Origin of the sequence: Pseudomonas frederiksbergensis (assembly GCF_003732665.1) — a bacterium.
In the GTDB taxonomy this organism is placed as follows: Bacteria; Pseudomonadota; Gammaproteobacteria; order Pseudomonadales; family Pseudomonadaceae; genus Aquipseudomonas; species Aquipseudomonas frederiksbergensis_G.
In genome coordinates this window covers 110,019-134,155 of record NZ_MOBP01000008.1, presented here as the reverse complement: position 1 = coordinate 134,155, position 24,137 = coordinate 110,019, and the positions used below count along the sequence as shown (strand labels likewise).

Sequence of the window (24,137 nt, the reverse complement as noted above, 5' to 3'; positions counted from 1 at the left end):
CTCTTTGAGCAGCAGGCGGCCTAAAGCTCCTACGGAGTGGTCCAAAAAAACTGGACCCCAACAAACCAGTTTCCCGAGTCGTCATGCCATTCATATGCATACCGCACAGCGATGCGATTATCGGTGAACGCCCACAGTTCTTTGATCAGTCGATAATCCAGTTCTTTGTTCCATTTTCGGGTCAAGAACGCTGCGGCCTCTGCGCGATTTGTTGCGAAGTCGACACGGTTTCGCCATTTGGTATCAGGCGTGTACGCGAGAGAAACCTTCTGCGCATCTCGTGTATTCCAGCCATTCGCTTTGGTTGATCCATTCGACCCTGGAGAGCGAGCGTGCCTGGAGGGTTTGTATCAGAACGTATCCCTTCTATTGCCAGCTACCTGCGCTTACAAAACCCCAGCCTGCCCGACACGAGAGAGATACAACATTGATCTGAAATGGGTACACCGCACGAGCGGACCCCATAAACGGCCTCTACCGCGCACTGACCGGAGAAATTCAATGTCTCGTTTCAATACCCTCAAGACTGTCGGCTTCCTGAGTACAGCCTTGGCCGCCGCCTTGTCCCTCTCTGCATTCGTGGGCATGGCCCAGGCTCAGGAGACGCCAGCGGCAAAAAACTGGCAGACAGGGCTCCATCGCACCGATCTGGTAAAACGCGATCTCGGTGTTTCCGACCGAGAGGTGATCCAGGTTCGCGTTGATTTCGAGCCGGGTGTCGCAGCGCCCAAACATTCTCACCCAGGAGTGGAGGTGGCCTACGTCATCAGTGGCACCTTCCAATATGAACTCGAAGGGCAGCCAGCCGTGACGCTCAAGGCGGGGGACTCCTTGTACATCCCGGAAGGCACTGCGCACATCGCGACTAACATCGGTACGACCACCGGCTCGGAATTAGCGACCTATATCGTCAAGAAGGGCGAGCCGCTGGTTAACTTGCAGAAATAGGCTGCACTTGCCGACTGCTTGGAGAACTCGACTTTCAGGCAGACGGCACGGATCAACGCGCTGCTGCTGACCTTTGCTCTTGCGCAGCGTTGAAGCAAAGAACCGCTTAGCCCGAGCCTGTGATGGCGGTCGCGTCGAGCGAAATATTCTTCTTCACTCATCCTCCTCGCAACGGTCACCTAAAACGTGACATGAGCCGGCTTAAACAGGGTCGATTTGCGCCGACGAAGAAAAACCCCATGGGTTAATTGGCCTATGGGGTTTTTCTTTGGGGATCAGGAACAGCGGGCGTGGCTTATCGAACGGTTCGTTGGGTCACCACGGTGCCCTGGACGAACGCCTGAATGACACAGGCGAATTCCGCCCATTCGCCGGTCGCCACATCGAGCTGAAGTTCGCTGCGCAGGAAGTCCGGATTGCCCAGGTCCGTGGCCGGCCGGGCCGCGACCGCTTCAGCTTGCGCGGCCATGGCTTGCCAGGATCTGGTCAGCGTATCCATGGCTTTTGTCATGTTTTCGATGACGGACAGCACCGTGACTTTGGCGGCGGTCAGCTTCAAGTGAGCCAGAGGAGTCTGGGATTCAGCGGCCGAGCATTGCGCCTGACTGTAGGCGTTCATGGACGCGGCGTGTCGGGCCTCGGCGGGTGGGGCCAGCGACTGAAGTGCCAGCGTATGCTCCGACCGTGCCGCCTCCAGGTCACCGTCGATGCTGTGCAGGTGCCGCGCAAACGTACCGGCCTCGCGGCTGATATCACGGGCGCGGGCGATGAGCCCCGCAGGACCGGCCAACACTTCCTTGACCCATGCGCCGCAGTCCGCCGGGGTGGTGCCGGGGGCGGCTTTGAATAAGTCCGGCAGGTGCTGCAGGGTCAGATTGAACGTGCGCGCACCTTGATAGACCCGCAGGGTGACCCAGACAAACCAGGCGTAAAGGTCGGCGGGTGGAGCGGGGCGCAACAGATACCCGGGGTCGATGGCGAGCGCGGCTTGCAACGCTGCCGGACTGCCGATCAGTTGCGCCTGGGGCGAACCGTGGCTATTGGCAAACGCCAGGCGAAACGAAGGGTCCAGGCTCAGTTCCCGCAGGGCGGCCTGCAACTGTGGCCATGGGGTCAGGGCGCCTCGGCAAATGCCGGGCACGGACATTTCTGCAGGCATGCGCAGGCTGAACAGCGGATTGGAGCTGTGGGTCAACGCGGACTCGGTATCGTGGGTCATCGCAGCCTTCCGTCAAAATGAGGTGGGGTGTGGGCGCAGAGCAATTGCGGTCGGTGCAACCACTATCCGGCCTGAAACTGGGTGTTGGCTTCTTGAACGAAGCTTGCCCACTCGTTGGCGGCGATGTTCAGGTGCAGGGTTCTCAGCGCGCTGGCGGGCGGGTAGTTCTGGGCCTGGACAATCTGCCCGCTCACCAGTTGGCTGTCCGATTGCAACACCAGGAACACACCGGTCACGGCATCGCCGGCGGCGAACGCGGTCTGCAACTTGGCGCTGACATCGTTGAAGCCCGGTTGCATGTTGGCGAACTTGGTCGCGATATCCGCAAACATGGCGTTGAAGGTGTTCTGCACATCGCCCGAACCACAGGCGATGTCGCCGATCAGGTTGTTTTTAATGGTGGTCGCGCTTTGCTGGATGTAGCTTTTGCAGCCGTCGACATACGCCGGGAAGTTGCTCGTGGGGCCTTGCTCCCAGGACAGGAACGAGGCGAGGTTCTGCAGCGCCTGATTGGCTTCGTTCAGGTTGCTTTGCAGAACATTGGCCAGGGACGCGAACGCGTTGTTCAACTGAGCGCTTTGCTCCGGGGTTTCGCTGCCTGAGGCGGCGATGGCGGCGTCGATTTGCGTGATGCTCGCCAGGTTGGCGTTTATCTGGGTGGCGTAGTTGGGCAGGTCCGGGTTCAACCATTGCTGGGTCGGTTGAAAAGCCGCGTTGTAAGGGCTGGCGATGTCCATGCCGCCGACCCGTTGCGCGAGGTTGGTGTTGGTCGGTCGGTAATCGGCCCACCAGTTCCAGTCCTGTTCCTTGAAGCCGCAGTCGTAGCTGCAAGATCCGTCGTTGCTGTAGCGGCCGAGCGGGTTCTGGTTAACCACGTTGATGGCATTGGCGCACGAAGTGGAGAGTGCGGACATCGCCGCCAGCGCGTTGGCCTGGGCACCGCCCGCATCGCTGGCGGTGCAGCATGACTGGCGCGTCGACGGCGCGAGCCGTTGGCGGTGGCTGACCGTGTACTGGCCGGAAGATAGCGAAGCAGCAGGCGTGAAGTTCGACATGACGCGTCCTTTCTGGAAGGTGGGCGTGCAACGCCAGGACGACGTTGCACGCAGAGAGGTGCCGGGGTTCAGCGGTCAGGAAAGGTAGGCGATCAGCAATTGCACGCGCAGCCGGGTGGCGGTGCTGGGATCACCACTGCCGGGAGCCAGTGTGATGTTCCACTGCGTGTACGGGGTTGGGGTCATGTACACCGCCGTGTCGATTGACCACGGGCTGTACACGTTCAGGTCCGGCACATGGTAGGCATAGTTGCCACTCAAACCCTTGGTGACAAAGGTCGAGTCCGTGGTGGTGCCGGTGCCGTTCTGATACGTCCCTGATGTCGATACGCTGGCGATGACATTGCCTTTGCTGTTCGCCGTTACGCCGTCGAGAAAGAACGCGGCCTGGGAAATCCAGATTGCGCATTGCCCGTTGTTCGGCAGCACACCGTCCAGTTGCGAAGTGCCCAGCGCAACGTTGAAGGTCAGCGACCAGCCACCGGCCGCCGTTTTGTCGAGCAATGCCGTATCACCCCCCGAGCTTTTCCCGCCCACCGGCAGGATGGCGAAATCCAGTTCGATCCGGGCATTGGTGCTGGGTAGCTGCACATGTTGCCCGTCGGCTGCGTTGCCCTGCGCGGCGGCCACCCAGTCCGCGACACCCACCAGCGCGGCGCCGAGTGCGGCGGCGTCCATGTCCAGATGCAGGGTGTGGGGCGGCGTGCTGAAGTTCAGGTAGAAATACGACGCGGCATAGTAAGTCCATGCCAGGTAAAGCGAGCGTTTGGTCGCTTGCAGGCGTCCCTGGATCAGCGCCTTGAGGGCCACCAGTTTCTGCGCATCGGATGTGGCGTTGAGTTGCGTGGCTTGCCAGCGCGCTTCAACGTCATTCGCGGCTTTGATTTGCGCGATGACGATCGTGGCTTGTACCAGTTGCGCGACATAGGCGACGTATTTGCCGCCGATGGCCTTGCCGTAGCCCGCCAGGATCTTGAGGCTGGCTAGGTAGGTATCGGCGGCGGCTTGCGCATCACTGCCGATCGAGCGTTCCAGGGTGCTGATTTGTGCTTCGGCAGCGGCGATGTAGTTGTCCCAATCCGTCACCGGGTCGATGGTGATCGACGAGAGGCTGCTCGGCAACACGCCGCCGCTTTTCTGGTCGAGTGCCTGCTGCCATAACTGGCGTCCGTTGAGGATGGTTTCCATCAGCGCCGACTGGCTGTTGAGCAACGCGGTGGCCTCGCTCGACAGGTCGTCGGTGCCGGCCTGCTGCCCGGCCTCGATGGTGGCGACCAGGGCGTTGATCGACGCCACACCGTCGGTGATCGCGTCCTTCAGGGCACTGGCATCACCGGAGTACATTTTCACCGCGTCAAAGCCCAGGCTGATCACACCCATGGCCATGTCCATTTCGGCGGACAGTTGTGCCTTGATGCTGTCCAGGGTGATTTCGTCCCCCAGAATCAGGAACGCCGTATGCGCCCGTTGCGTTTGCAACTGGAACTGGCTGCGCAGTTGGAGGATGTCGTTGAACAGTGACTGGCTGTTCAAATTGATGCTGTCCAACTGCACCTGCAACGGCGCGACTTCATCGTTGGCCACGCCTTGCAGGGTCGCGCTGACGGTGGCGATGGCCTGGGCAATATCCTGCTGAGTGTTCAGGGTTTGCAACTGGCCTTCGTAGTCCTGAATGACAGTGAGAATGTCATTCATGTGCTGGGAGTAATACGTCGACGACAGCACCGGCACAAAGGTTGCGCCGGCAGCGACGTTCAAGGTCACCAGCAGCGCTGCGGCCTGGTTGTACAGTTGCCCATAGTTGCTTGGCAGTTGCTGGTTGGTGGCGAGATTGGCGGTGCTGTTGACCACCCAGGACAGTATGGCTTTGGCGGTGGCGTTGGCGGTTGCGTTACCGACATCGTCCATCAACCACGCCGCCGCCGAGAAACTGGCGTACAGGCTGTTCACGTTCCAGGAATAGCCCAGGAGGCCGGCCAGGTTAGCGCCGGAGGCCGGGGGTAAGACGCTGATCGGCTCGTTCGTGGCCGCCAGGTAAGTGCTGGCAGTTAACGTGTCGCTACCGAACGGTGGCGTCACGACCGCCTCCTGTCCCGTGACGCCAAGGCTGAAGGTGCCGCCCTGAACGGCGCCCACCAGAATCTGCGCCGCGAACTCGCCATTGGCGGCCGGGGTCACGCGCAGTGCTTGCCCATTGAGCGCGCCAACCTCAAGGCTGCGCACCACCAGCAGCAACCCTGAGGTGGCGACCGTGGGCAGGTCCAGCACCAGCGTGTCGGCAAAAATCGCGACGCTGTGCACGCCACTGGCCGGCTGGCCCTTGAGTACTTCCGACAGGCTGGTTTTCAAACCGCAGTACGTGACGTCGATCAATCCGCTGACCGGGTCCTGCACGCTGACCAGCGCGGTATACGGTGCCGCTTGTTGCAGCAGTTGGGCCCAGTTCAGCGGGGTGCCCAGTTGTGTAGTCGCCATGCTTGTCTCCTTGAATTAGGTGAACAAAAACCAATGGCCTGGGTTACGACTGGCCGGCTGGCGTGGTGTCGGGCGGCAATGGGCTGCCAAACGGCACGATCTGGTAGGTGACGAGGGAGTTGGCGGTGTATTCGTTGGCCTTGGCGGCAATGGTCTGCCAGTCCTGCGTCGCGCTGTCGAGCAACATGGCATCACGCCAGGCCGGCAGATTTTCGAACTGGGCCGGGGTGAAATTCTTGGCGATGTAGTCGAGGTTCGAACCAATTGCGGTCCATACACCCGAGACCTTTTGCAGGTCCGCCAGGAAGCTCTGGGCCGCGGTGTTGGTCGGCCCCATCTTCGTGTTGAATGCGCTGAGGTCGCTTTGCAGGGTCATCTTTTTCTGTTTGTCGCTGGCGGCAGCGTCCCGCTCGGAGCAGGCCTTGTCATAGGCATCCCGGGCTTTTTTGGCCTGGTCGCCGAGTACCCCGGCCAAAATGGCTGAAGCCGGCCACGCCATGCCACCGGAGAGCACCATCACACCCACCGAGGTGGTGACCGCCGAAATCGTCAGGTCGCGCCACAGCTTGTAGGCCTTGTCGGCTTCATCCTGGAACGTCGCCACATCCGCCGCATCCGTGCCCACCGCCGCCACGACGTCGCTGTAGAACTGCGACGAACTGGCGGTGTAAGTGGTCATCGTGCTGATGGACGGGGAGAGTTGCAGGTTGAACTTCGCCAAATCCTGAATCAGGTCGTTGGCCAGGGTCACCATGGACGCCGCCGACGATTGCAAACCGCCGGGGCCGGTCAGGATGGTTGCCAATGTCGCCTGCAGTTCTGAGGCCGGCACCGAGTTGAGGATGGTGAGCAGTTGCCCCAGCGTCTGGTTGAAGGTGGTGGCGGTCTGATAGAGCTTGGTTGCGAACCAGACGATGTGCACGTAAAGCTGGGTCGGCGCGACGTCGGTTTGCAGGATGGCCGGGTTGTTGGCCAGCTCGGTGACCAGCGCCGTCGGGTCGCCAAACGTGGTGCTCAAGCCTTGAATGGCGGTCATGGCTGACAAGCAGCCCTGGACCTCGGCCTGATCCGCGAACGTGCCGTACTTGCTGGTGAAATCACCGGTGGCGATCGGCAGCGTGGTGGCTTGGGCGATAAAGCCCTGCATCGTGATCCAGTCTTGGGTAAACAGGCAAAACAACGGCGGCGATCCGGCCGTCGGGTTGTCGACCACGAGGCCGGCAGGTGGGGCGAAAGTCGAGGGAGTGCTGATGGGAGTTGCCATGGTTAACCTTCCTTGTTGAGTCGTGGATGGAACACTTGGACTGGCGTTTGCAGCGACTAACGAATAAAACCCGCTTTATTCGTGGTTTTTAAAATCGGTTATTACTGAATAAAAGACACATTGAATCGAGGCGGTTGCCATTAAGCGCAACGCCTTGTTTCTGATTGAATTTTGGAAATAAATAGGGCGAGCTTTTGGTCAAAAGGCTCGCCCTGATTCAGGTGGGATTATTCATATGTGCATTCCTTGGCCGGGGTTGCTGCGCTTGGGTAAAACAAATGATGCGCTTCTATTAATAGATCACCGCTGGATAATAGCAAGGTGCTACCACCCTTATTTTTTGGCGCTTAAATAAAGTTTTTATACTCGTTTAAAAATCACGCATTTATTTCAATAGTTTGTTGTGGGCATTCACTGTTTGTCATGAACAGTGCCATTTTTTAAAGGGCCTCTGCAAAAGAGTTGGTTTTAAACAAGCCCGCCATTGACCCGCAGGATTTGCCCGTTGACCCAGGCCGAATCCGGCCCCACCAGAAAGCTCACGACCCGGGAGATGTCTTCCGGCTGCGCCAGGCGTTCCAGCGGTGGCATCTTGGCGAAGGTCTGGATCTGTTCTTCGCTTTTGCCGTGCAGGAATAGCTCGGTGGCGACCGGGCCAGGAGCCACGGCGTTGACGGTGATGTTGCGACCCCGCATTTCCTTGGCAAACACCTGGGTCAGGGATTCCACCGCCGCTTTGCTGGCAATGTACACGGCATAGCCCGGCAGGTTTAGGCCGACGGTGCTGCTGGAAAAATTGATGATCCGCCCACCGTTGTTCAAGCGCGTGGCGGCTTCACGCAGGGTATTGAAAGTGCCGCGAGCGTGGATGTTGAAGGTTTGATCGAACAACTCGTCGCTGTGTTGCGCCAGGGGCATGACCTTGAGGATGCCGGCGTTGTTCACCAGCACGTCGACCTTGCCCAGTTGCGCTTCGGTCTCGTCGAACAAGCGGCGCACGTCGTCGGCACTGGCCACATCGGCCTTGACCGCTATGGCCTGGTGGCCGGCCTGACGCAGTTCCACCACCAGTTTCGAAGCCTCGATCGCGCTGCTGGCGTAGTTGATGGCCACCGCGAAACCTTCGCGGGCCAGTTGTCTGGCGATAACCGCGCCGATGCCGCGGGAGGCGCCGGTGACGATGGCAACTTTCGACGTGTGAGTGGTCATGGTGATGATTCCTGTGAGGTGGCTTGTTGGGGTGAAGCCAGATTCACATGTTTACTCAAGGCAATAAATGCACGAGAGTTGCCTTGACTGTTCAATAATCGCCAACAATCGAAAGCCAGGAGTGCCCCTTGGATCAAGTCAAAGCGATGAAAGTGTTCGTGCGAATTTATGAGCGCAGCAGCTTCACGTTGGCCGCCGATGACCTGAACCTGCCCCGGGCGACCTTGACCCACACGCTGAATCAATTCGAGGCCTGGCTCGGCACGCGCCTGCTGGAGCGCAGCACGCGCAAGGTGCGCCCGACCCTGGACGGCGAGGCGTATTACCAGCGTTGCGTGCAACTGTTGGCAGAGCTGGAAGAAGCCGAGTTGGCGTTCCGCAGCGTGGCACCGAAAGGGCGGTTGCGCGTGGATTTGCACGGCACCCTGGCCAAGCACTTTGTGATCCCGGCATTGCCGCAATTCATGGCCCGCTACCCGGACATCGAACTGTCGATCAGCGAGGCTGACCGCTTTGTCGACCTGATCGCCGAAGGCGTCGATTGCGTGCTGCGCGCCGGCACCCTCGGCGACTCGGCGCTGATCGGCAAACGCGTGGCCAACCTGCGCCAGATCACCTGCGCCAGCCCGGCGTACCTGCGCAAATACGGCGAACCGCACAGCCTCGCCGACCTCAGCCAGCATCGCGCGGTGAACTACGTCTCCCGCACCACCGCCAAGCTGTTCCCGTTTGAATTCATGGTCGATGGCGAGCTGAAAGAAGTGGCCATCGACGGCACGCTGTCGGTGTTCGGCGCAGAGATCTACGCGGCCTCGGCGATTGCCGGGCTTGGCCTCATCCAGTGCCCGCACTACCGGATGGAAGCGCAAATCGCCCAGGGCCTGGTGAAAGAAATCCTGACCGACCTGCCACCGCCGCCGATGCCAGTTTCCGTGCTCTACCCACACAACCGCCACATGTCGCCACGGGTGCGGGTGTTTGTGGATTGGTTGGGGGAGGTGTTTGCCGGGGCGCGGTGAGGCCCGGGGGGATCCAAGCATATAAGCCGTCATTACCAGTGCCCGGCTATTTTTCGATGAGAGGGCCAATCTGAAGAGGTCGAACTTTTTCATGTCTGGCACATTGATCACTTAGAAATAAACGTTATTTCTAACTCGTCGGATTCAAACAATGTTGGAGATTGGACAGAGTGATGGCCATTAGCTAACGTCCAATTGCTGTTGGAAAACCCGTTAGTCGACTTGCCGCCCAAGCCTGGAACGAATCTTGGAGATAGGGACATGGAAAGTGTCGGGTTGGACTTCGACCTGATCGTTGTCGGTGGTGGCCCGGCTGGCTCGTCGGCGGCAATTCGTGCGGCTGAGCTCGGGTTATCCACCGCGTTGATCGAGGTCTGCGCAGGGCCTCGGTTCCGTCCCGGTGAGTCTTTTGCTCAAAGCACAGCTCAGATCATTGCTCAGTTGCTTGGCGATGACGCGTTTTCACATCTTCCGAAAGCCGCTCATGACGTAATCAACTTTTCTGATGGGAAAACCGTTGGGGTCAAGCCTTACGGTTTCGCACAAAGCGGTGTCCATATGCATCGGGTCGATTTGGACGAGGCATTGTTGACTGCGGTGGCCAAGGCGGGTGTTCGTCTCTTTCGGCCAGCAGCAGCAAGATCTATTGATCTGCGCGAAAAGCGTTTTGTCACGGTTGCCTCAACCTGTGGTCATTTGACATCGCGAGTTGTCATCGACAGCACCGGAACTGCCAATTGGCTCATCAAAAAAACGGATATCCAGGCACTCTATTTGAGTAACCCGCTCGAAGTCGCTTACCGATATAGCAGTTCAATCGATTGGGATATGAACCCGAGTTTTCAGCTTGACTCGCAAGGGTGGCACTGGAAATCCAATATTGGATCGGGTCGACGCGTCGAGTGCGAGATGACCTTTGAAGGGAGACGCAAGACTTTTGCATCGCGTCCGGGCTTCCTAAGAGCCGACTGCACATGGCGTATTGCCGATCAATTGGCCTCACCTCGATTTGTTCTTACGGGGGATGCGGCGTGCAAGCTGGATCCAGCGGCTTCACGGGGGGTACATCGGGCACTTGTATCGGGGAGAGCTGCCGCGAACGCTGTGGGTGCTTATCTTGGGTGTCATACAACCGATGCGCTGGAAGATTACTGCGCAATGATGACAGGGTGGTTCCTGGATGACTGCCAACGACTCAACGCGTTCTATCAGCAGGCCTCGGGGCGAGACGACCCCATCGGTTTTACTTCCAGAGTCGCTGCAACTTTTGGAGTGTTCATATGACGCTTGAACAAGACGTTCGTAACTTACTGGACAAGTTGTTGGCCACTCCTTGGGGCCCGGTTTTCGCCAAACAGGGTGTCAGCGCACAAACCGAGTTTTCAACGGTGCTCACCGTGGATCGCACTGAAATGGGTTTCCATGATTTCAGCATGGATAAAGCATCTCTTATCCAACCGGGTGATCCGGCGGCCAGTCTGCTTTATCACTGCCTGGCCAGCCCGGTAGTTCGACCACCAGATTTGGCCCAAAGCAACTATCCAACCCAGGAAGAATTGGATCTGGTTGAGAACTATATCTACAGCCTGGTTGATGTTTCTGACGAACTACGAAACACATGGGTCGCGGCCGTCTTTGCCTATGAGTATCGGGAAGCCGCCGGAACACCACATCGGATGCATGCCGACCTGGTGTTCAGTCGTACAGGTATTGCCCGTGTAGGTAGCGCGCCGGCAATCTACGACCCGGTCCTGCGCAGTTATCGACTCGATGCCGAAGTGGCGCATGAAGTTCGTGTCATGCCTGCTCGCTATGCGGCCTTCCTTTGCGAGCGTATCGAGGGAAGCGAGCTTGATGGGTGTTACTTGGGGCCGTCGCAATTTGGCGACTCGAGCCGACAGTTTCTTGTCCCTATCGTTAAGATCTTTCCGGGGCTGAGACTTGACAGCTTCACTTATGAGACTGTTGAGCTGTCCTCTTACCACTTCACTGACCGGCTGCGTCGTCTATTCTCCGTTGGGAAGTTACCCAATATTGATAAAGCGGACCTGAATCGACCACCCTATACGCGATCAACTCGCAATAACGGACTCCAGGTCAACGCTCAAGCAATAGGCGCGACCCTTGTTGTTCATCCGCAGCCTCAACCGCTTGTGCGAGAGGTTATCGTAGAGATAAAGAGGGGTAAAGATCAGCCCGGCGCCACCACGGTGCCTGCAAAGGGGCCCGGAATAGAAGCCTACAATGAGAACAGAAGATACTCGACATTGCGTGTTGGTCAGAAGTTGTTCAGTGCGGGTCTCGACTATATTTCTGCGGAAATAATCGGCCTGGTTGATGCAAAGGTGCGACCGTTCCTTTCACCGCGCAACTGCTCTGAATTCATTAACATGCGGCATCGACTGACTCACGTAACAGGTACTGTGGATGATGTGAATATCACTATTTCAGGCTCGCAAGCATTTGAGTCTTTGCTTGATGCAGGAGGTTATGACATCGCCCTGTATCTTGATGATATTTGCGATGGCTATGTAAACGCGACGTATAGCATTAACGGTCATGTGCACAATGTGTCCCCCGCATTTTCGGTGATTACCGCACCAGACTTTTTCCCCTATGTTGGAAATCTTGAGCTCAAGAAATTCTCAAACAATTTTTCCGAAGGTGGTCCGTCAGCACTATGTGAGGGGCGGCTTGGTGCGAACGCCCGGATGACCGATCCTGATACGGGAGCGGCTGTTTTTACGTCGGATGACACCATTGTCAGTGTTGTCAGCAGAGGGCGTCACAGGCTGGGCAAACGGCATTACGATAGGTGGGTTGATGTACCGACCGCATTGTCCGATGGTGCTTCGAACGTCTTTGCTCCAGGGTGGGATGTCACTTATGGTCGGGACAGTGTTTTTTCAGCTCCTTACTATCACACCGCCGGTTTGGGTTCGCCATTTGTTGAAGATGCAAAGTTGTGTGCTGCTGCCAATGGTATGTGGGCAGCCGCATCACCCGATGCATCGCGTACATTTAACCGGGCAAAAACCCCCACTGCTATTCCGCTGACAGATGAAGAACTAGGGCTACATCCTGAAAGCCCAGGTGCGATCAATGGACAAACTGTTTTAGGCTGGGATGGTGAATATGGGCCATTTTTGGTGGAGGCTGAAGGGGCGGTTCTGGTCAACTATTCCGACATTATGCGAGCTGATTATGTCTCCAATGCGCTGTCTAATCGCCTTGTTTTCGATAAGCTGCGTGCTGTTGGCGGAACAGAAATGCAATCCCGACTTCATGCATTCGCTATTATCATTGAAAAGTTAGATGGTCCTGGTGCCAAAGTATCACAGTCAAGTCATTGGCTGGTTGTATTCCGGTCCGTGAAGTCGTGGGCTGATCTTAAGTTTGAAGCGTTCTTGCCCTTATCCATTCTGGATCAATATAAGAGCTCTGAAATCAGGGTGAATAACATGTCTGGCAGTGGTTATCTTTTCGTTTTTGCGGACGGGGCCGCGTCACCGCAACATACAAATGATCCCAAAAGATTGATGGTTGCCGTGTCAGAGATCAAGGTTTTGATTTGGGATCGTGATACCGGTAAAACAGTAAAGGTTGAAGGTGTCCATGAGTATCATCAGTGATAGGGTGGATATATGAATGCAATTCTGCTTGACGTCATAAAGGTCGGGTTTCACGGCGCAGCGATAGTCATGGCGCTTCTAACTGCTCGGCTCCTGCATCAGGCGCTCAATAAGTGGGGGCCTGAGGTAAAGAATAATGCCGGGGGGAATTTAGCCAAGATTCTAAAAGAAGTACGGGTATTTATGATGCTGTGCTTTGCACTATTTGCAATTGGTGTGTCTGCAGAGTTTTATACGCCCTCATCGCATCAAGCCATTGCAAACCTCATGGTGACCCCGTCTCCTTGGCCTGAGGACCTCAAGCCTTACGAAGGTTACGTTACGGTCAGTCGCGACAAGCTTAAAGTCGAAATCATCGATGGTTTTGCGCAAATCGAGGTGGGTGACAAAGAGAATATAAGAATTGGAGTAGAGAGGCTTGTTAATAAGTTGGGGGAGTTAAATGCCGATAATAAAAGGTTGCTGCCGACGCGTACCCCGATGCGAGGGTTCGGAGAATGAAGAATTTAATTGTCATTCTTTACTTGGTATTTATTCCTTTCGTTCAAGCAGGTGATGCGGCCTCGGATCTTCCTGTCGATATCAAGGATACTATCTCGGAGAAGGGTTATCCTGCCGCCAAGGCAGCATTGAAAACATACATCGAAACTAATCCGGAAAGTTATTTTGCGTACTCTGCTCTCGGAAAGGCCACCGCTATTGACGGGGATTATAAACAGTCAATAAATTATCTTGAGCGCGCGAAGACCATCAAGGATGCAAACAAGATTGAGGACGCATCTATTTATAACTCCATAGGTTGGGTTCGCTTTTTGAATGGTGACACGGCGGGTGCAATTGCCGATATAAATACTGCCATTGAGAGTAAGTCTGGTATAGAGCCCAAGGTGAAAGAAGCTGCTTACAATAATCTGGGGCTCATCTATATGACTAATAATGAAACTGAAAAGGCAAAGCAGAGTTTTGATCAGGCGATAACTGAGTTTAACAGCAGTTATGCAAAGGAAAATTTGGTATTAATGGATCAGTTAAAGGTAGGGAGAGAGCAACAAGCGAACCATACTGATCTCAAAAACTTAAAATAATTAGTATTCTTTTGATCGTCTGCGGTAGGTCAGGACCCGTTGATCCGGGATTCTGAACCCTCTCATTCCGGGCAACTCAAACGTTTACAACGTCAGGCATTGCCTGCCCGGAGATGATCAGATGAAACGTACAACTGCTTTGATTTTGGCAATAACAGCCACCCTGCTGCTCAGTGGGTGCTGGCCGTATTGGCATGACCACGGGCATGGACGCGATCACGGTCGTTACTACGGGGGGCAGGAGTACCACCGCTACTAGCGAAAGCCGGAGCCCAATCTGAAAAGGTTGGGCTTTTTCATGGTCTTCAGGAAGCGTCCCAGCCGTCCCGGACCGCCCGTCGAATCCCCTCCAGCAACATCGCAAACGCCGGGTTGTCGTTGTTCTCGCGCCAGATCAGATGCAGCTCGCTCTGCACGCCTTCGCCCAAGTCGATATCGCGAAACAGCACATTCTTGAACACCACACTGGTGGCGCAACGCGGCACCAGGGCCAGGCCCATGCCGGCGTTGACCAGGGCGAGGATGGTCAGGGACGAGCCGAGCCATTGCACGTATTCCGGGGCGACGCGGGCCGAGCGCAGCATACCGGTCAGCAGTTCGTTGAACGGTGGATAGGCGGCGTGGGAGTACATTAGAAATGGTTGGGCATCGAGGTCCTGCACCGACACCGTTTCGGCGCTGGCCAGCCGATGAGTGCTCGGCACCGCCAGGACAAACGGCTCGCGCACCAGGCATTCGGTGGCGTAGCCCGGCTCCAGCAACGGCGCGCGAACGATGCCCAAATCGATGCGTCGGGCGCGCAGGGCTTCGTGTTGCTGGTAGGTGTTCATCTCCGCCAGATCGATCTTGACGTGGGGCTGTTTAAGCCGTGCCTCGGCGATGACCTTGGGCAGGAATTCGTACACTGCGCTGCCGACGAAACTGATGTTGACCGAGCCAATATCGCCCTCGGCAAAACGCCGGGCAGTGACGGCTGCTTGCTGGGCGCGCTCCAGCAGGTTCTGCGCTTCGATGAAGAAGGCGCGACCGGCGGCGGTCAGGGCGACGCTGCGGGTGGTGCGGGTGAACAGCTCGACGCCCAGGTGGTGCTCCAACAGTTGAATCTGTCGGCTGAGGGGCGGTTGCGTCATGTTCAAGCGTTCGGCGGCGCGACGGAAATTGAGTTCGGTGGCAACCGTGGTGAAGCAGCGCAGTTGGGTGAGCTCGAACATTGATCTAATCCAGGTATCAATCGAATGTCAAGTTAGATTAGACGGGATCAATTGCCACGTCCATGATCGGCTCGTCCCCAAAAAAACAAGATCGGGAGTCGCCCCTTGAATACCCTCCAGAGTTCGCCGGAGCCCACGGTGCTGGCCCGCGCCGCCGCCAAAGTGAAACGCCATGTGCTGCCGCTGTTCGTGATCATGTTCATCGTCAACTACATCGACCGGGTCAACATCGGTTTTGTACGCAGCCACATGGAAACCGACCTGGGCATCGGCGCTGCAGCCTATGGCCTGGGTGCCGGTTTGTTTTTTGTCGGTTACGCGCTGTTCGAAGTGCCGTCCAACATGCTGCTGCAACGTTACGGCGCCCGCGTCTGGCTGACGCGGATCATGTTCACCTGGGGGGCTGCCGCCATGGCCATGGCCTTCGTCAAAGGCGAAACCAGTTTCTACGTGCTGCGCTTTATTCTCGGCGCGGCCGAGGCCGGGTTTTTCCCCGGCATCATTTATTACTTCACCCAATGGCTGCCGGCGTCGGAGCGGGGCAAAACCATGGCCGTTTTCCTTAGCGGCTCGGCGATTGCCTCGGTGATTTCCGGCCCGGTGTCCGGAGCGCTGCTGAACATCAACGGCTGGAGCCTGCATGGCTGGCAGTGGATGTTCCTGATCGAGGGTTTCGCCTCCATCGTGCTCTGCGGATTCGTCTGGTTCTGGCTGCAATCCCATCCCCGTGAAGCGAAATGGTTGAGCGACGAGGAGCGCGGCGCCCTGATCAGCGCCATCGCTGAAGAACAGCAGGCCCGGGAAGCGGCGAAAGGTCCCAAACCGTCGATTTTCAAGCTGTTGGCGGACCGGCAGATCGCGTTGTTCTGCTTCATCTACTTCTCCATCGCCCTGACCATTTATGGCGCGACGTTCTGGCTGCCGAGCATGATCAAGAAGATGGGCAACCTGGGCGACTTTCAGGTGGGCCTGTTCAATTCGATACCGTGGATTATTTCTATCGTCGCGATGTACGGCTTTGCCGCAATGGCCAGCAAATGGAAATTCCAGCAGGCCTGGGTCGCGTTGACCCTGGTGATTGCCGCGTTCGGCATGTTCATGTCCACCACTGGCGGCCCGGTCTTCGCCTTTGTCGCGATCTGCTTTGCCGCCATCGGTTTCAAGGCGGCCTCGGCGCTGTTCTGGCCGATTCCGCAAAGTTATCTGGATGCCCGCATCGCCGCAGCGGTGATCGCGTTGGTCAACTCCATCGGCAACCTCGGCGGTTTCGTCGCGCCGACCGCGTTCGGCTTCCTGGAGCAATCCACCGGTTCCATCGAGGGCGGGATGTATGGCCTGGCGGCGACGTCGCTGGTGGCCGCCGTGGTGATCTTCTTTGCCCGCACCACCCCGAAAGCGGACAAGCAAACCCCGCACAACCGCAACGGCAAACCCGCAGACATCGTGGTGCCGAGCCACGCCGCAACACGTTAAGACCTGGATAGAGATCAATCGGAGCCTGACCTTTGAAAATCAAACGCGTGACCGTGACCCCCATCGCCTTTCGCGATCCGCCCTTGCTCAATGCCAGCGGCATTCACGAACCCTTTGCGCTGCGCTCGATCATCGAAATCGAGAGCGACAACGGCTACATCGGCCTCGGCGAGAGCTACGGCGATGCCCCGGCGCTGGCGATCCAGATGCAACTCAAGGATCAACTGATCGGCCTCGACCCGTTCAACCTCAACCAGTTGCGCGCCATCGTCCAGGCCACCGTGGCGGCTAACAAAACCACCAGCGTTGCGGGCGCAGAACTGGCGCCGGGCTCCCACGCGAGCAAGGCTGTGAGCAATGCTTATTCAGCCTTCGAAGTGGCGTTTCTCGACCTGCAAGCCCACTCGCTGAACGTGCCGTTGGTGGACCTGTTGGGCGGGGCGATTCGCGACGAAATTCCGTTCAGCGCCTACCTGTTTTTCAAGTATGCCCAGCACATCGATTCGCCCTACAAGCCGGACAATTGGGGCGAGGCGCTGAACGAAGAACAGATCGTCGCCCAGGCCCGACGCATGATCGAAACCTACGGTTTCAAGAGCATCAAGCTCAAGGCCGGAGCGCTGGAACCGGAACATGAAGTGGCGTGCATCAAGGCCTTGAAGAAGGCGTTTCCCGGCGTCCCGCTGCGCATCGATCCGAACGCCAACTGGTCGCTGGACACCTCGATTCGCATGGCCGAGCTGTTGGGGGACGACCTGCAATACTACGAAGACCCGACGCCGGGTCTGGAAGGCATGTCCGAGCTGCACAAACGCACCGGCCTGCCGCTGGCGACCAATATGGTGGTCACCGATTTCGACGAGTTCCGCCGCAGCGTGGCGTTGAACAGCGTGCAGATCGTACTCGCCGACCACCATTACTGGGGCGGCCTGCGCGACACCCAGGCCCTGGCCAAGATGTGCCAGACCTTTGGCCTGGGCGTGTCCATGCATTCCAATTCGCACCTGGGCATCAGCCTGATGGCCATGGCCCATGTCGCCGCGTCAGTGCCGAATCTGGATTACGCCTGCGACACCCACTACCCGTGGCAGGAGCCGGACGAAGAAGTGATCAAGGGCGGCAAACTGCCGATCGTCGATGGCTGCGTGAAAATCACCCGGGCGCCGGGTTTGGGCTTGGAGCTGGATCACGATCAGTTGGGCAAGCTGCATGATCAGTACCTGACGTGCGGGATTCGCCAGCGCGATGATGTGCGGCAGATGCAGAAGTATCAGCCGGCGTGGAAGACGGTTAAGCCACGGTTTTGATCCCTAAGCGAAACTCTGTGGCTAACACTGAACCTTGTGGCGAGGGAGCTTGCTGTGGCGAGGGGGCTTGCCCCCGTTCGGCTGCGAAGCAGTCGCAAAACCTGCTTGCACGGTTTCACTAACAGCATGCAGGGGCCGCTGCGCGACCCAACGGGGGCAAGCCCCCTCGCCACAAGGTCAGTGTTAGCCACAGCATTTGTGTCGGTCAGTTGATATCCGAATCACACCCATCCGGATCCGGCTCGCGGGCCTTGACGGCACGCTGCAACTTGGCGGCGATCAATGTGTTCTTGAGCAGATAAGCAATCGTCATCGGCCCGACACCACCCGGCACCGGCGTGATCGCACTGGCAACGGTACGCGCACTGGCGTAATCGACATCCCCCACTAAACGATTGCCGGACGCATCGTTAATGCGGTTGATCCCGACATCGATCACCACCGCCCCAGGCTTGAGCCAACTGGCGTCGATCAAGCCAGGACGACCCACCGCCGCCACGACGATATCCGCCAATCGGCACAGCGCCGGCGCATCGACACTGCGCGAATGCACCACGCTGACCGAGCAATGCGCCTGCAACAACAAGGTCGCCATGGGTTTGCCGACAATGTTCGAACGACCAATCACCACCGCGTGCAGACCGCTGATATCGCCGCACGTCTCTTGCAACAGACGCATGCAGCCGCTAGGCGTGCACGGTGTCAGGACTTCCATGCCTTGCACCAGGCCACCGACGTTTTCACGGTGAAAACCGTCCACGTCCTTGATCGGGTCGATGGCATGAATCACCGCCGCTTCGTCGATATGCCCCGGCAACGGCAGCTGCACCAGAATGCCGTTGACCGTGACGTCGGCGTTCAGTTGTGCGATCAATTCCAGCACTTGCGTCTGGCTGGCGTCATCCGGCAGGCGATGTTCAAGGGAGCGAATCCCGACTTCCTTGGCCCGCAGCAGTTTATTGCGCACGTAGACATGGCTCGCCGGGTCGTCCCCGACCAGCACGACGGCGAGGGCGGGGAAAATCTGCTGTGCGGCCAGGTCCAGGAGCTCTTCCCGGACCTCGTCGAGCACCTTGGCCGAGATGGCTTTACCGTCGATATCCCGGGCCAGTGTTGGAGTACTGCTGATCAAATGCGTCACCGTCGTCATTGAAAGAGCAGGGCGCAGGTTACCAGTGCAGGGGCGGGGACTACTACCCGACAGGATGTCGCGGGGAGAATGCATTCTATAAAACACCGCAAAACCCTTGTGGGAGCGGGCTTGCTCGCGAAGAGGCCGTGTCAGTCGGCATCAATGTTGTCTGACCCACTGCTTTCGCGAGCAAGCCCGCTCCCACAGGGATTCAGTGGTGTGGCTGCGATTCAGGAAGCCTGCCGATACCGCCCCGGCGTCATCCCGAACCAGCGAATGCACGCCTTGTGAAAACTGCTCTGGTCGCGAAAGCCCAACAGCGCGCCGATGTACTTCACGCTCCTTGCCGAGTTGCGCAAAAAGTTATGCGCCAGCATCAGCCGCGCTTCATCCTGCAACGCCGAAAAGTGCATGTCTTCATTGCCCAGGCGCCGCTGCAAACTGCGTGCACTGACGCCGACCACCTGGGCAATTTTGTCCAGATCACTCGGCACACCCTGGGCCAGACGCTCAGACAATACCCGCCGAACCCTTGCGGTCATCGAGTTGTTGAGCAACACATTCAAGCGTGCACGGGCGTATTCCACATGCAGCACATCCAGCGCCGGGTCGGCGGTGGGCAAGGCAATCGCACAATCGTCGAGGCTGAACGACAGGCTGTTGTACGCCGCACTGAACAACAGATTGTTGCCCAGCAGTTGTTCCAGTCGAGAGGTGTCAGCGGGTTTGGGATAAGTGAACGTCGCCGCCAGAGGCAAGGGTTTATGCTTGGGCAACAGCCAGTGGATCAAGCCCAGGGTTTGCGCGGCACCGGCGTCGATAAAGGGCCGGGGCGTCAGCGCTGGCTCAAGGCTGATGTCGAAACCGATCATCTTCAACGCCCGGGGCTTGTGGTCCAGGCACCGATAAAAGCCATTGCTGATCAATGAGTGATAGTCCACCAGCCGTTGCAGCGCGGTGCCCAACGTCGCGCATGACATCACCGCGTAACCCAATACCTCCAGATTGGCCGGGTGTGCTCGCGTATACGCCAGCAAACCGATGTCCGGATTGCCGGTGCGCCTGACCGCTTCCGCCATCACTTTGTAGACCAGCTCCAGCCTGACCCCCTTGGGGTTTGCAAAGACCTCCTCGCCGCTGTCGAACTGCTTGAGCAAGGCGTCTACGTTTGCCCCTCCGTCGGTCAGGACATCGGCGAGCACCCGAAAACTGGCGCTGGTCATTGTGTGCATGGTCATACCTTGGGTGGTGGCTAATTGATGTCGCGCAAGCCGGCGCATGATCGCAATAAACAAATGATCGCAGTCGATAAACGGTAGGGGCGCGTTTCCAAGGACAAGCGAAAGGTATCCGGGAACACTTCCTGACGGCTGGGCGAGGGTCGATTATGGCCGGCAGTCAACGCTCAACCGCGGCCGGCCGCCGCTTTGTCTACGGATGTGACATGCACGAAGTCGAAAGTTTTTACCAGGAGTTGGCACGAGGCCGGTTGGTGTTGGCGTTTCAACCCGTGGTGTGGTTGCCCGGCAGCAGTCGGGTGCTGTACCACGAAGGGCTGTTGCGGCACATCGATGCCAGGGGCGAGGGCGTCTATCCCTTCGCCATGCTGGAAAAGCACCCAGTAATGCGCGAACTCGACCGCAGCGTGGTGCACAGCGTGATCGAGCGCTTGCTGCACAACGAACACCTGCGCCTGGGCTGCAACATTTCCGCGCAGAGCACCATTGTCGACGACTACTGGCAGCCGATCCTTTCGCTGTTGCGGGATGCGCCCTCGGTGGCCGCGCGACTGGTGATCGAAATCACCGAAAGCTCCGCACCACCGAGCATTCCGGCCGCCATCGAATTCGTCCTGTGCCTGCGCGAGCTGGGCTGCCGAGTGGCCATCGACGACTTCGGCGCCGGCCTCGGCACCCTGGAATTCATCCGCCAGACCTGCCCGGACATCGTCAAGATCGACCAGGGCTACCTGCAACGCGCTCGCCTGGAAACCAACAACGCCCAAACCCTCGGCCACCTGGTGCAACTGTGCAAAACCCTGGCGCCGTGCGTGATCATCGAAGGCATCGAATCCGAAGCTGACCGGGCGCTGGCCACGGCGTGTGGCGGCGAGTGGGGGCAGGGGTACTTGTTCGGGCGACCGCGGATGGATGCGTTGGGGGAGCGGTGTGTGGTGCGGTCGATGGCGTCAGGTTGCATCAGCGGATGATGGGCGTCGCAAAGCAATTTCGCGGAACGGCGTGTTGACGGTAGCAGGCGGTCGTGGAGTTGCCAGAGGGCTCAAGAATCAACATTAAACCTGTGGGAGCGGGCTTGCTCGCGAAGGCGCAGTGTCAGTCAACATCTTTGTTGGCGATGAAATCGCTTTCCCGAGCAAGCCCGCTCCCACAGGGGTCATCATTCAGTTCACTGATCCTTCTCGCAATTGACCATCCACGCCACGCCAAACCGATCCACCAGCATCCCGAAACGCGCCGCCCAGAAAGTCGCCTCCAGGGGCATCTGCACCGTGCCGTCTTCCGCCAATGCGGCGAAGACGCGCTCGGCTTCGGCCACGCTGTCGACGTTCAGTGAGATCGAGCAACCGCTCATGTCATCGGTCGGGCGGTCGGGGGTGGTGTCCGAGCCCATGATCGCCTGGTCACCCACCGACAGGCGGGTGTGGATGATCAGGTTGTGGTAGTCCGCCTGTACATGATCCTTAGCCGGAGTTTCACCAAAGGTCATCATGGCGTCGATGGTGCCGGGCAGGGCTTTGGCGTAATAAGTGAAGGCGGCTTTGCAGTCGCCGTTGAAGATCAGGTAGGGATTGATTTTCATTGTGTGCTCCCGGTAACCGAGTGGCGCTGGAGGCCAGGACGGCCTTCAGCTTCAATAGGGTTCGACCTCAAGTAGCAAAGCGTTAGAGGCGGGGTTTTGCCGGGTTTATTCAGACGTTTTTTCTATAGCAACGGTGCGGCTTATCGCCCGATCAATCGACGATCACCCGCTCACTGTCATCATCGCCCAGGCATACGGTCAATTGCTGACCCTCCTTGCTGAAGGCGCAATGGGGCATTGTCTGCTGCTTGTAGATAGCCAGGGGCACGCCAATGAAGAACGCGGCGAGCATCAGGGCGACGATGAATTGCACCGGCATGTGCTCGCGATCCAGTGCACGGGTTTTGCGTCTGGCGCGAGCATAAAGACCGCTGCCCAGCAGCATCGCGCCGATCAGCATAAAGGTGCCAATCCCTTGTCGGCTGATGCTGTAGATCACTTCTTCAGCGTTGTCCGGATAGTTCAGTTGCCACCAGGCACCGATGCCCAGCGGCACCAGTCCGGCGCCGATCCAGCCGAACATGGCGCCCGGCAGGCGCAGCAACAGGGCGACGATCATGCCGAGCGTGGCCACGGTCCACCCGATCAGATACAGCTGAATGGCCATGCCGCCGCCCATAAACGTACCGCCGACATCGACAGGCTCCATCAGCAACCAATCGTAGAAGGCGTGGTGCAGAATCAAGACGAGTACAACGAGCCAGCTCATGGCGTAAAAGAGCCATGACCAGAGGGTATTGAGGCGCGAGAACACACGAAATCCTTTTGGTGTTTTGAGGGGGCGCCATTATGCCGTGGATGCCTCGGCTTCAGGCAACTGCGCGTGGAACCGTGGTGCGCAGCAAGCGCTCGACCGCGCCACTTACCAGGTTTTCCAGCAATTCATCCCGCTGCGCATCATCCAGTGGATGCTGCGTCAACCAACCCGGCGCGCTGTTGAGCAAATTGGCGATCGCGTGCCCGGCGGCCAACTGGCCCTGCTCACTGAATCGGGATTTAGCCGCCAGCATCTGCAGCAACCGGCGTTCGTATTGCTCGCGCAAGTGCCGAACCCGTTGCTGCTGATCTTCATTCAGACAACCGCTGTCACGCTCAGCCAGCCGAAAATGCCAGGGCATTTCCCGGTGCAGGTTCAGGTGCGCCTGAATCAGCCTTGGCAGCATGTCGCGCCTGGTCTTTTTCTCGATGCGCCCAAGCGTCGCCAGCAGCTCTTCGTAGAACTCTTCAATCAAGTCCAGCAGCAAATGCTGTTTGCTCGGGTAATGGTGATACAACGAGCCCGGGGCGAGCCCCAGGCAGGTGGCGAGTTCACGCATGCCGACCTGGCCGAAACCCTTGCTGGCGAACAGCTCCAGCACTTTGTCCCGGTATTCGGCGAAGCGCGAACAACGCTCAGGCATAGGCATGGAAGCCACGCCCCGTCTTACGGCCCAGGTAACCGGCGGCGACCATTTCCTTGAGCAGCGGCGCCGGGCGATATTTGCTGTCATTGAAGCCGTCGTAGAACGCTTCGAGAATCGCCAAAACCGTGTCCAGGCCAATCAAATCCGCCAGGGCCAGCGGGCCGATCGGTTGGTTGCAGCCCAGGTGCATGCCGGCGTCGATGTCGTCGGCGCTGGCCAGGCCTTCCTGAAATACCAGGATCGCTTCGTTGATCATCGGCACCAGGATCCGGTTCACCACGAAGCCCGGACGGTTGCCGGCGGTGATCGCGGTTTTGCCCAGCGTCGTGGCCATGTCCAGCGCCAGGGCGTGGGTCGCATCACTGGTTTGCAGGCCGCGAATCACTTCGATCAGGCCCATCACCGGCACCGGGTTGAAGAAGTGCAGGCCGATGAAGCGCTCCGGTTGGCTGACGCTGGCGGCGAGTTGGGTGATCGACAGCGATGAGGTGTTGGAGGCAATCACACACTCGGCGCTGACCTGCGCGGCGATCTGTTGCAGGACGCGCAGTTTCAGGTCGAGGTTTTCGGTGGCGGCTTCGATCACCAGTTGCACGTCTTTCAGGCTGGTGTAGTCGGTGCTGGTGCGGATCTTGTCGAGGGCGGCGCGTTTCTGTTCTTCGCTCAGCGTCGCTTTGGCGACCTGGCGATCCAGGTTCTTGCCGACGGTCGCGACAGCCTTTTGCAGGGCGCTGTCGCTGATGTCGATCAAGGTCACGTTGAAGCCGGCCACTGCGCAGACTTGCGCAATCCCGTTGCCCATGGTGCCCGCGCCGATCACGCCAATGTGTTGCAGGTTCATGCTGGAAGTCCTTCGATCAAAGCGTGCGATACCTTGGCCGCCGT

22 protein-coding genes and 1 pseudogene are annotated in these 24,137 nt (G+C 58.3%); 10 read left to right on the top strand and 13 right to left on the bottom strand.

The window, feature by feature from the left end; genetic code table 11:
• Positions 1-62 precede the first annotated feature (62 nt).
• Positions 63-296, bottom strand: a pseudogene (locus BK665_RS14800) (DUF1348 family protein); the annotation flags it as partial.
• Between the two features lie 205 nt (positions 297-501).
• On the opposite strand from BK665_RS14800, the gene BK665_RS14795 reads away from it, so the two are divergent.
• Complete coding sequence (locus BK665_RS14795) at positions 502-948, top strand: cupin domain-containing protein (protein ID WP_123406671.1); 447 nt, start codon at positions 502-504, stop codon at positions 946-948.
• 295 nt (positions 949-1,243) lie between these two features.
• On the opposite strand, the gene BK665_RS14790 is transcribed toward BK665_RS14795, so the two are convergent.
• From BK665_RS14790 to BK665_RS14770, 5 genes are all read right to left on the bottom strand, one after another.
• Positions 1,244-2,167 (bottom strand): hypothetical protein, encoded by a 924-nt coding sequence (locus BK665_RS14790; RefSeq protein WP_123406669.1) that lies wholly within the window; start codon positions 2,165-2,167, stop codon positions 1,244-1,246.
• A 62-nt stretch (positions 2,168-2,229) separates the two neighbouring features.
• Positions 2,230-3,222 carry a hypothetical protein gene (locus BK665_RS14785; RefSeq protein WP_123406667.1) on the bottom strand — a complete coding sequence of 331 codons (993 nt, stop codon included), beginning with the start codon at positions 3,220-3,222 and terminating at the stop codon, positions 2,230-2,232.
• Between the two features lie 75 nt (positions 3,223-3,297).
• Entirely contained in the window at positions 3,298-5,697 is a 2,400-nt protein-coding gene (locus BK665_RS14780; protein WP_123406664.1) for a hypothetical protein, read from the bottom strand.
• Positions 5,698-5,740: 43 nt separating this feature from the next.
• Positions 5,741-6,961 (bottom strand): alpha-xenorhabdolysin family binary toxin subunit A, encoded by a 1,221-nt coding sequence (locus BK665_RS14775; protein WP_123406662.1) that lies wholly within the window; start codon positions 6,959-6,961, stop codon positions 5,741-5,743.
• Positions 6,962-7,429: 468 nt separating this feature from the next.
• Complete coding sequence (locus tag BK665_RS14770; RefSeq protein ID WP_123406660.1) at positions 7,430-8,170, bottom strand: SDR family oxidoreductase; 741 nt, start codon at positions 8,168-8,170, stop codon at positions 7,430-7,432.
• 128 nt (positions 8,171-8,298) lie between these two features.
• Between BK665_RS14770 and BK665_RS14765 the strand changes: the two genes are divergently transcribed.
• The 6 genes from BK665_RS14765 (at position 8,299) to BK665_RS34460 (ending at position 14,165) form a co-directional block, all read left to right on the top strand.
• Positions 8,299-9,189: a LysR family transcriptional regulator gene (locus tag BK665_RS14765; RefSeq protein ID WP_123406658.1), complete on the top strand. Its 891-nt coding sequence runs from the start codon at positions 8,299-8,301 to the stop codon at positions 9,187-9,189.
• A gap of 261 nt (positions 9,190-9,450) precedes the next feature.
• Positions 9,451-10,473, top strand: coding sequence for an NAD(P)/FAD-dependent oxidoreductase (locus tag BK665_RS14760; protein WP_123406656.1), 1,023 nt, complete (start codon positions 9,451-9,453; stop codon positions 10,471-10,473).
• Positions 10,470-12,821, top strand: coding sequence for a hypothetical protein (locus tag BK665_RS14755; RefSeq protein WP_123406654.1), 2,352 nt, complete (start codon positions 10,470-10,472; stop codon positions 12,819-12,821). The genes BK665_RS14760 and BK665_RS14755 overlap by 4 nt, the downstream gene beginning before the upstream one ends.
• A gap of 12 nt (positions 12,822-12,833) precedes the next feature.
• Positions 12,834-13,322 (top strand): hypothetical protein, encoded by a 489-nt coding sequence (locus BK665_RS14750; protein WP_123406652.1) that lies wholly within the window; start codon positions 12,834-12,836, stop codon positions 13,320-13,322.
• A complete protein-coding gene (locus BK665_RS14745; protein WP_123406650.1) occupies positions 13,319-13,906 on the top strand; it encodes a tetratricopeptide repeat protein in 588 nt (195 codons plus the stop codon). Before BK665_RS14750 ends, BK665_RS14745 begins: the two co-directional genes overlap by 4 nt.
• A 121-nt stretch (positions 13,907-14,027) precedes the next feature.
• Positions 14,028-14,165 (top strand): lipoprotein, encoded by a 138-nt coding sequence (locus tag BK665_RS34460; RefSeq protein WP_185076523.1) that lies wholly within the window; start codon positions 14,028-14,030, stop codon positions 14,163-14,165.
• 46 nt (positions 14,166-14,211) lie between these two features.
• Here BK665_RS34460 and BK665_RS14740 read toward each other — a convergent pair whose 3' ends face one another.
• On the bottom strand, positions 14,212-15,117 hold the full coding sequence (locus tag BK665_RS14740; RefSeq protein ID WP_123406648.1) for a LysR family transcriptional regulator: 906 nt from the start codon (positions 15,115-15,117) through the stop codon (positions 14,212-14,214).
• Between the two features lie 105 nt (positions 15,118-15,222).
• On the opposite strand from BK665_RS14740, the gene BK665_RS14735 reads away from it, so the two are divergent.
• Both BK665_RS14735 and BK665_RS14730 read left to right on the top strand, forming a co-directional pair.
• Positions 15,223-16,590, top strand: coding sequence for an MFS transporter (locus BK665_RS14735; RefSeq protein ID WP_123406646.1), 1,368 nt, complete (start codon positions 15,223-15,225; stop codon positions 16,588-16,590).
• 32 nt (positions 16,591-16,622) lie between these two features.
• Complete coding sequence (locus tag BK665_RS14730; protein WP_123406644.1) at positions 16,623-17,897, top strand: glucarate dehydratase family protein; 1,275 nt, start codon at positions 16,623-16,625, stop codon at positions 17,895-17,897.
• A gap of 205 nt (positions 17,898-18,102) precedes the next feature.
• On the opposite strand, the gene folD is transcribed toward BK665_RS14730, so the two are convergent.
• Together folD and BK665_RS14715 are read right to left on the bottom strand one after the other, a co-directional pair.
• Entirely contained in the window at positions 18,103-19,047 is a 945-nt protein-coding gene (gene folD, locus BK665_RS14725; protein ID WP_123406642.1) for a bifunctional methylenetetrahydrofolate dehydrogenase/methenyltetrahydrofolate cyclohydrolase FolD, read from the bottom strand.
• 212 nt (positions 19,048-19,259) lie between these two features.
• Positions 19,260-20,261, bottom strand: a complete 1,002-nt coding sequence (locus BK665_RS14715; RefSeq protein ID WP_123406640.1) for an AraC family transcriptional regulator — start codon at positions 20,259-20,261, stop codon at positions 19,260-19,262.
• Between the two features lie 212 nt (positions 20,262-20,473).
• On the opposite strand from BK665_RS14715, the gene BK665_RS14710 reads away from it, so the two are divergent.
• Entirely contained in the window at positions 20,474-21,238 is a 765-nt protein-coding gene (locus BK665_RS14710; RefSeq protein ID WP_123406638.1) for an EAL domain-containing protein, read from the top strand.
• Between the two features lie 197 nt (positions 21,239-21,435).
• On the opposite strand, the gene BK665_RS14700 is transcribed toward BK665_RS14710, so the two are convergent.
• The 4 genes from BK665_RS14700 to BK665_RS14685 form a co-directional block, all read right to left on the bottom strand.
• Complete coding sequence (locus tag BK665_RS14700) at positions 21,436-21,849, bottom strand: VOC family protein (RefSeq protein ID WP_123406636.1); 414 nt, start codon at positions 21,847-21,849, stop codon at positions 21,436-21,438.
• A gap of 151 nt (positions 21,850-22,000) precedes the next feature.
• On the bottom strand, positions 22,001-22,558 hold the full coding sequence (locus tag BK665_RS14695; protein WP_185076521.1) for a hypothetical protein: 558 nt from the start codon (positions 22,556-22,558) through the stop codon (positions 22,001-22,003).
• 100 nt (positions 22,559-22,658) lie between these two features.
• The gene (locus BK665_RS14690) at positions 22,659-23,255 is read right to left on the bottom strand and encodes a TetR/AcrR family transcriptional regulator (RefSeq protein WP_123406634.1); all 597 of its coding nucleotides are present in this window, start codon (positions 23,253-23,255) and stop codon (positions 22,659-22,661) included.
• Entirely contained in the window at positions 23,242-24,093 is an 852-nt protein-coding gene (locus tag BK665_RS14685) for a 3-hydroxybutyryl-CoA dehydrogenase (RefSeq protein ID WP_123406632.1), read from the bottom strand. Before BK665_RS14685 ends, BK665_RS14690 begins: the two co-directional genes overlap by 14 nt.
• Positions 24,094-24,137 lie beyond the last annotated feature (44 nt).

Coding starts and splice junctions, on each gene's coding strand:
- BK665_RS14795 (WP_123406671.1), top strand. CDS start 502: ATGTCTCGTTTCAATACCCTCAAGACTGTCGGCTTCCTGAGTACAGCC.
- BK665_RS14790 (WP_123406669.1), bottom strand. CDS start 2,167: ATGACCCACGATACCGAGTCCGCGTTGACCCACAGCTCCAATCCGCTG.
- BK665_RS14785 (WP_123406667.1), bottom strand. CDS start 3,222: ATGTCGAACTTCACGCCTGCTGCTTCGCTATCTTCCGGCCAGTACACG.
- BK665_RS14780 (WP_123406664.1), bottom strand. CDS start 5,697: ATGGCGACTACACAACTGGGCACCCCGCTGAACTGGGCCCAACTGCTG.
- BK665_RS14775 (WP_123406662.1), bottom strand. CDS start 6,961: ATGGCAACTCCCATCAGCACTCCCTCGACTTTCGCCCCACCTGCCGGC.
- BK665_RS14770 (WP_123406660.1), bottom strand. CDS start 8,170: ATGACCACTCACACGTCGAAAGTTGCCATCGTCACCGGCGCCTCCCGC.
- BK665_RS14760 (WP_123406656.1), top strand. CDS start 9,451: ATGGAAAGTGTCGGGTTGGACTTCGACCTGATCGTTGTCGGTGGTGGC.
- BK665_RS14755 (WP_123406654.1), top strand. CDS start 10,470: ATGACGCTTGAACAAGACGTTCGTAACTTACTGGACAAGTTGTTGGCC.
- BK665_RS14750 (WP_123406652.1), top strand. CDS start 12,834: ATGAATGCAATTCTGCTTGACGTCATAAAGGTCGGGTTTCACGGCGCA.
- BK665_RS14745 (WP_123406650.1), top strand. CDS start 13,319: ATGAAGAATTTAATTGTCATTCTTTACTTGGTATTTATTCCTTTCGTT.
- BK665_RS34460 (WP_185076523.1), top strand. CDS start 14,028: ATGAAACGTACAACTGCTTTGATTTTGGCAATAACAGCCACCCTGCTG.
- BK665_RS14740 (WP_123406648.1), bottom strand. CDS start 15,117: ATGTTCGAGCTCACCCAACTGCGCTGCTTCACCACGGTTGCCACCGAA.
- folD (WP_123406642.1), bottom strand. CDS start 19,047: ATGACGACGGTGACGCATTTGATCAGCAGTACTCCAACACTGGCCCGG.
- BK665_RS14715 (WP_123406640.1), bottom strand. CDS start 20,261: ATGCACACAATGACCAGCGCCAGTTTTCGGGTGCTCGCCGATGTCCTG.
- BK665_RS14710 (WP_123406638.1), top strand. CDS start 20,474: ATGCACGAAGTCGAAAGTTTTTACCAGGAGTTGGCACGAGGCCGGTTG.
- BK665_RS14700 (WP_123406636.1), bottom strand. CDS start 21,849: ATGAAAATCAATCCCTACCTGATCTTCAACGGCGACTGCAAAGCCGCC.
- BK665_RS14695 (WP_185076521.1), bottom strand. CDS start 22,558: ATGAGCTGGCTCGTTGTACTCGTCTTGATTCTGCACCACGCCTTCTAC.
- BK665_RS14690 (WP_123406634.1), bottom strand. CDS start 23,255: ATGCCTATGCCTGAGCGTTGTTCGCGCTTCGCCGAATACCGGGACAAA.
- BK665_RS14685 (WP_123406632.1), bottom strand. CDS start 24,093: ATGAACCTGCAACACATTGGCGTGATCGGCGCGGGCACCATGGGCAAC.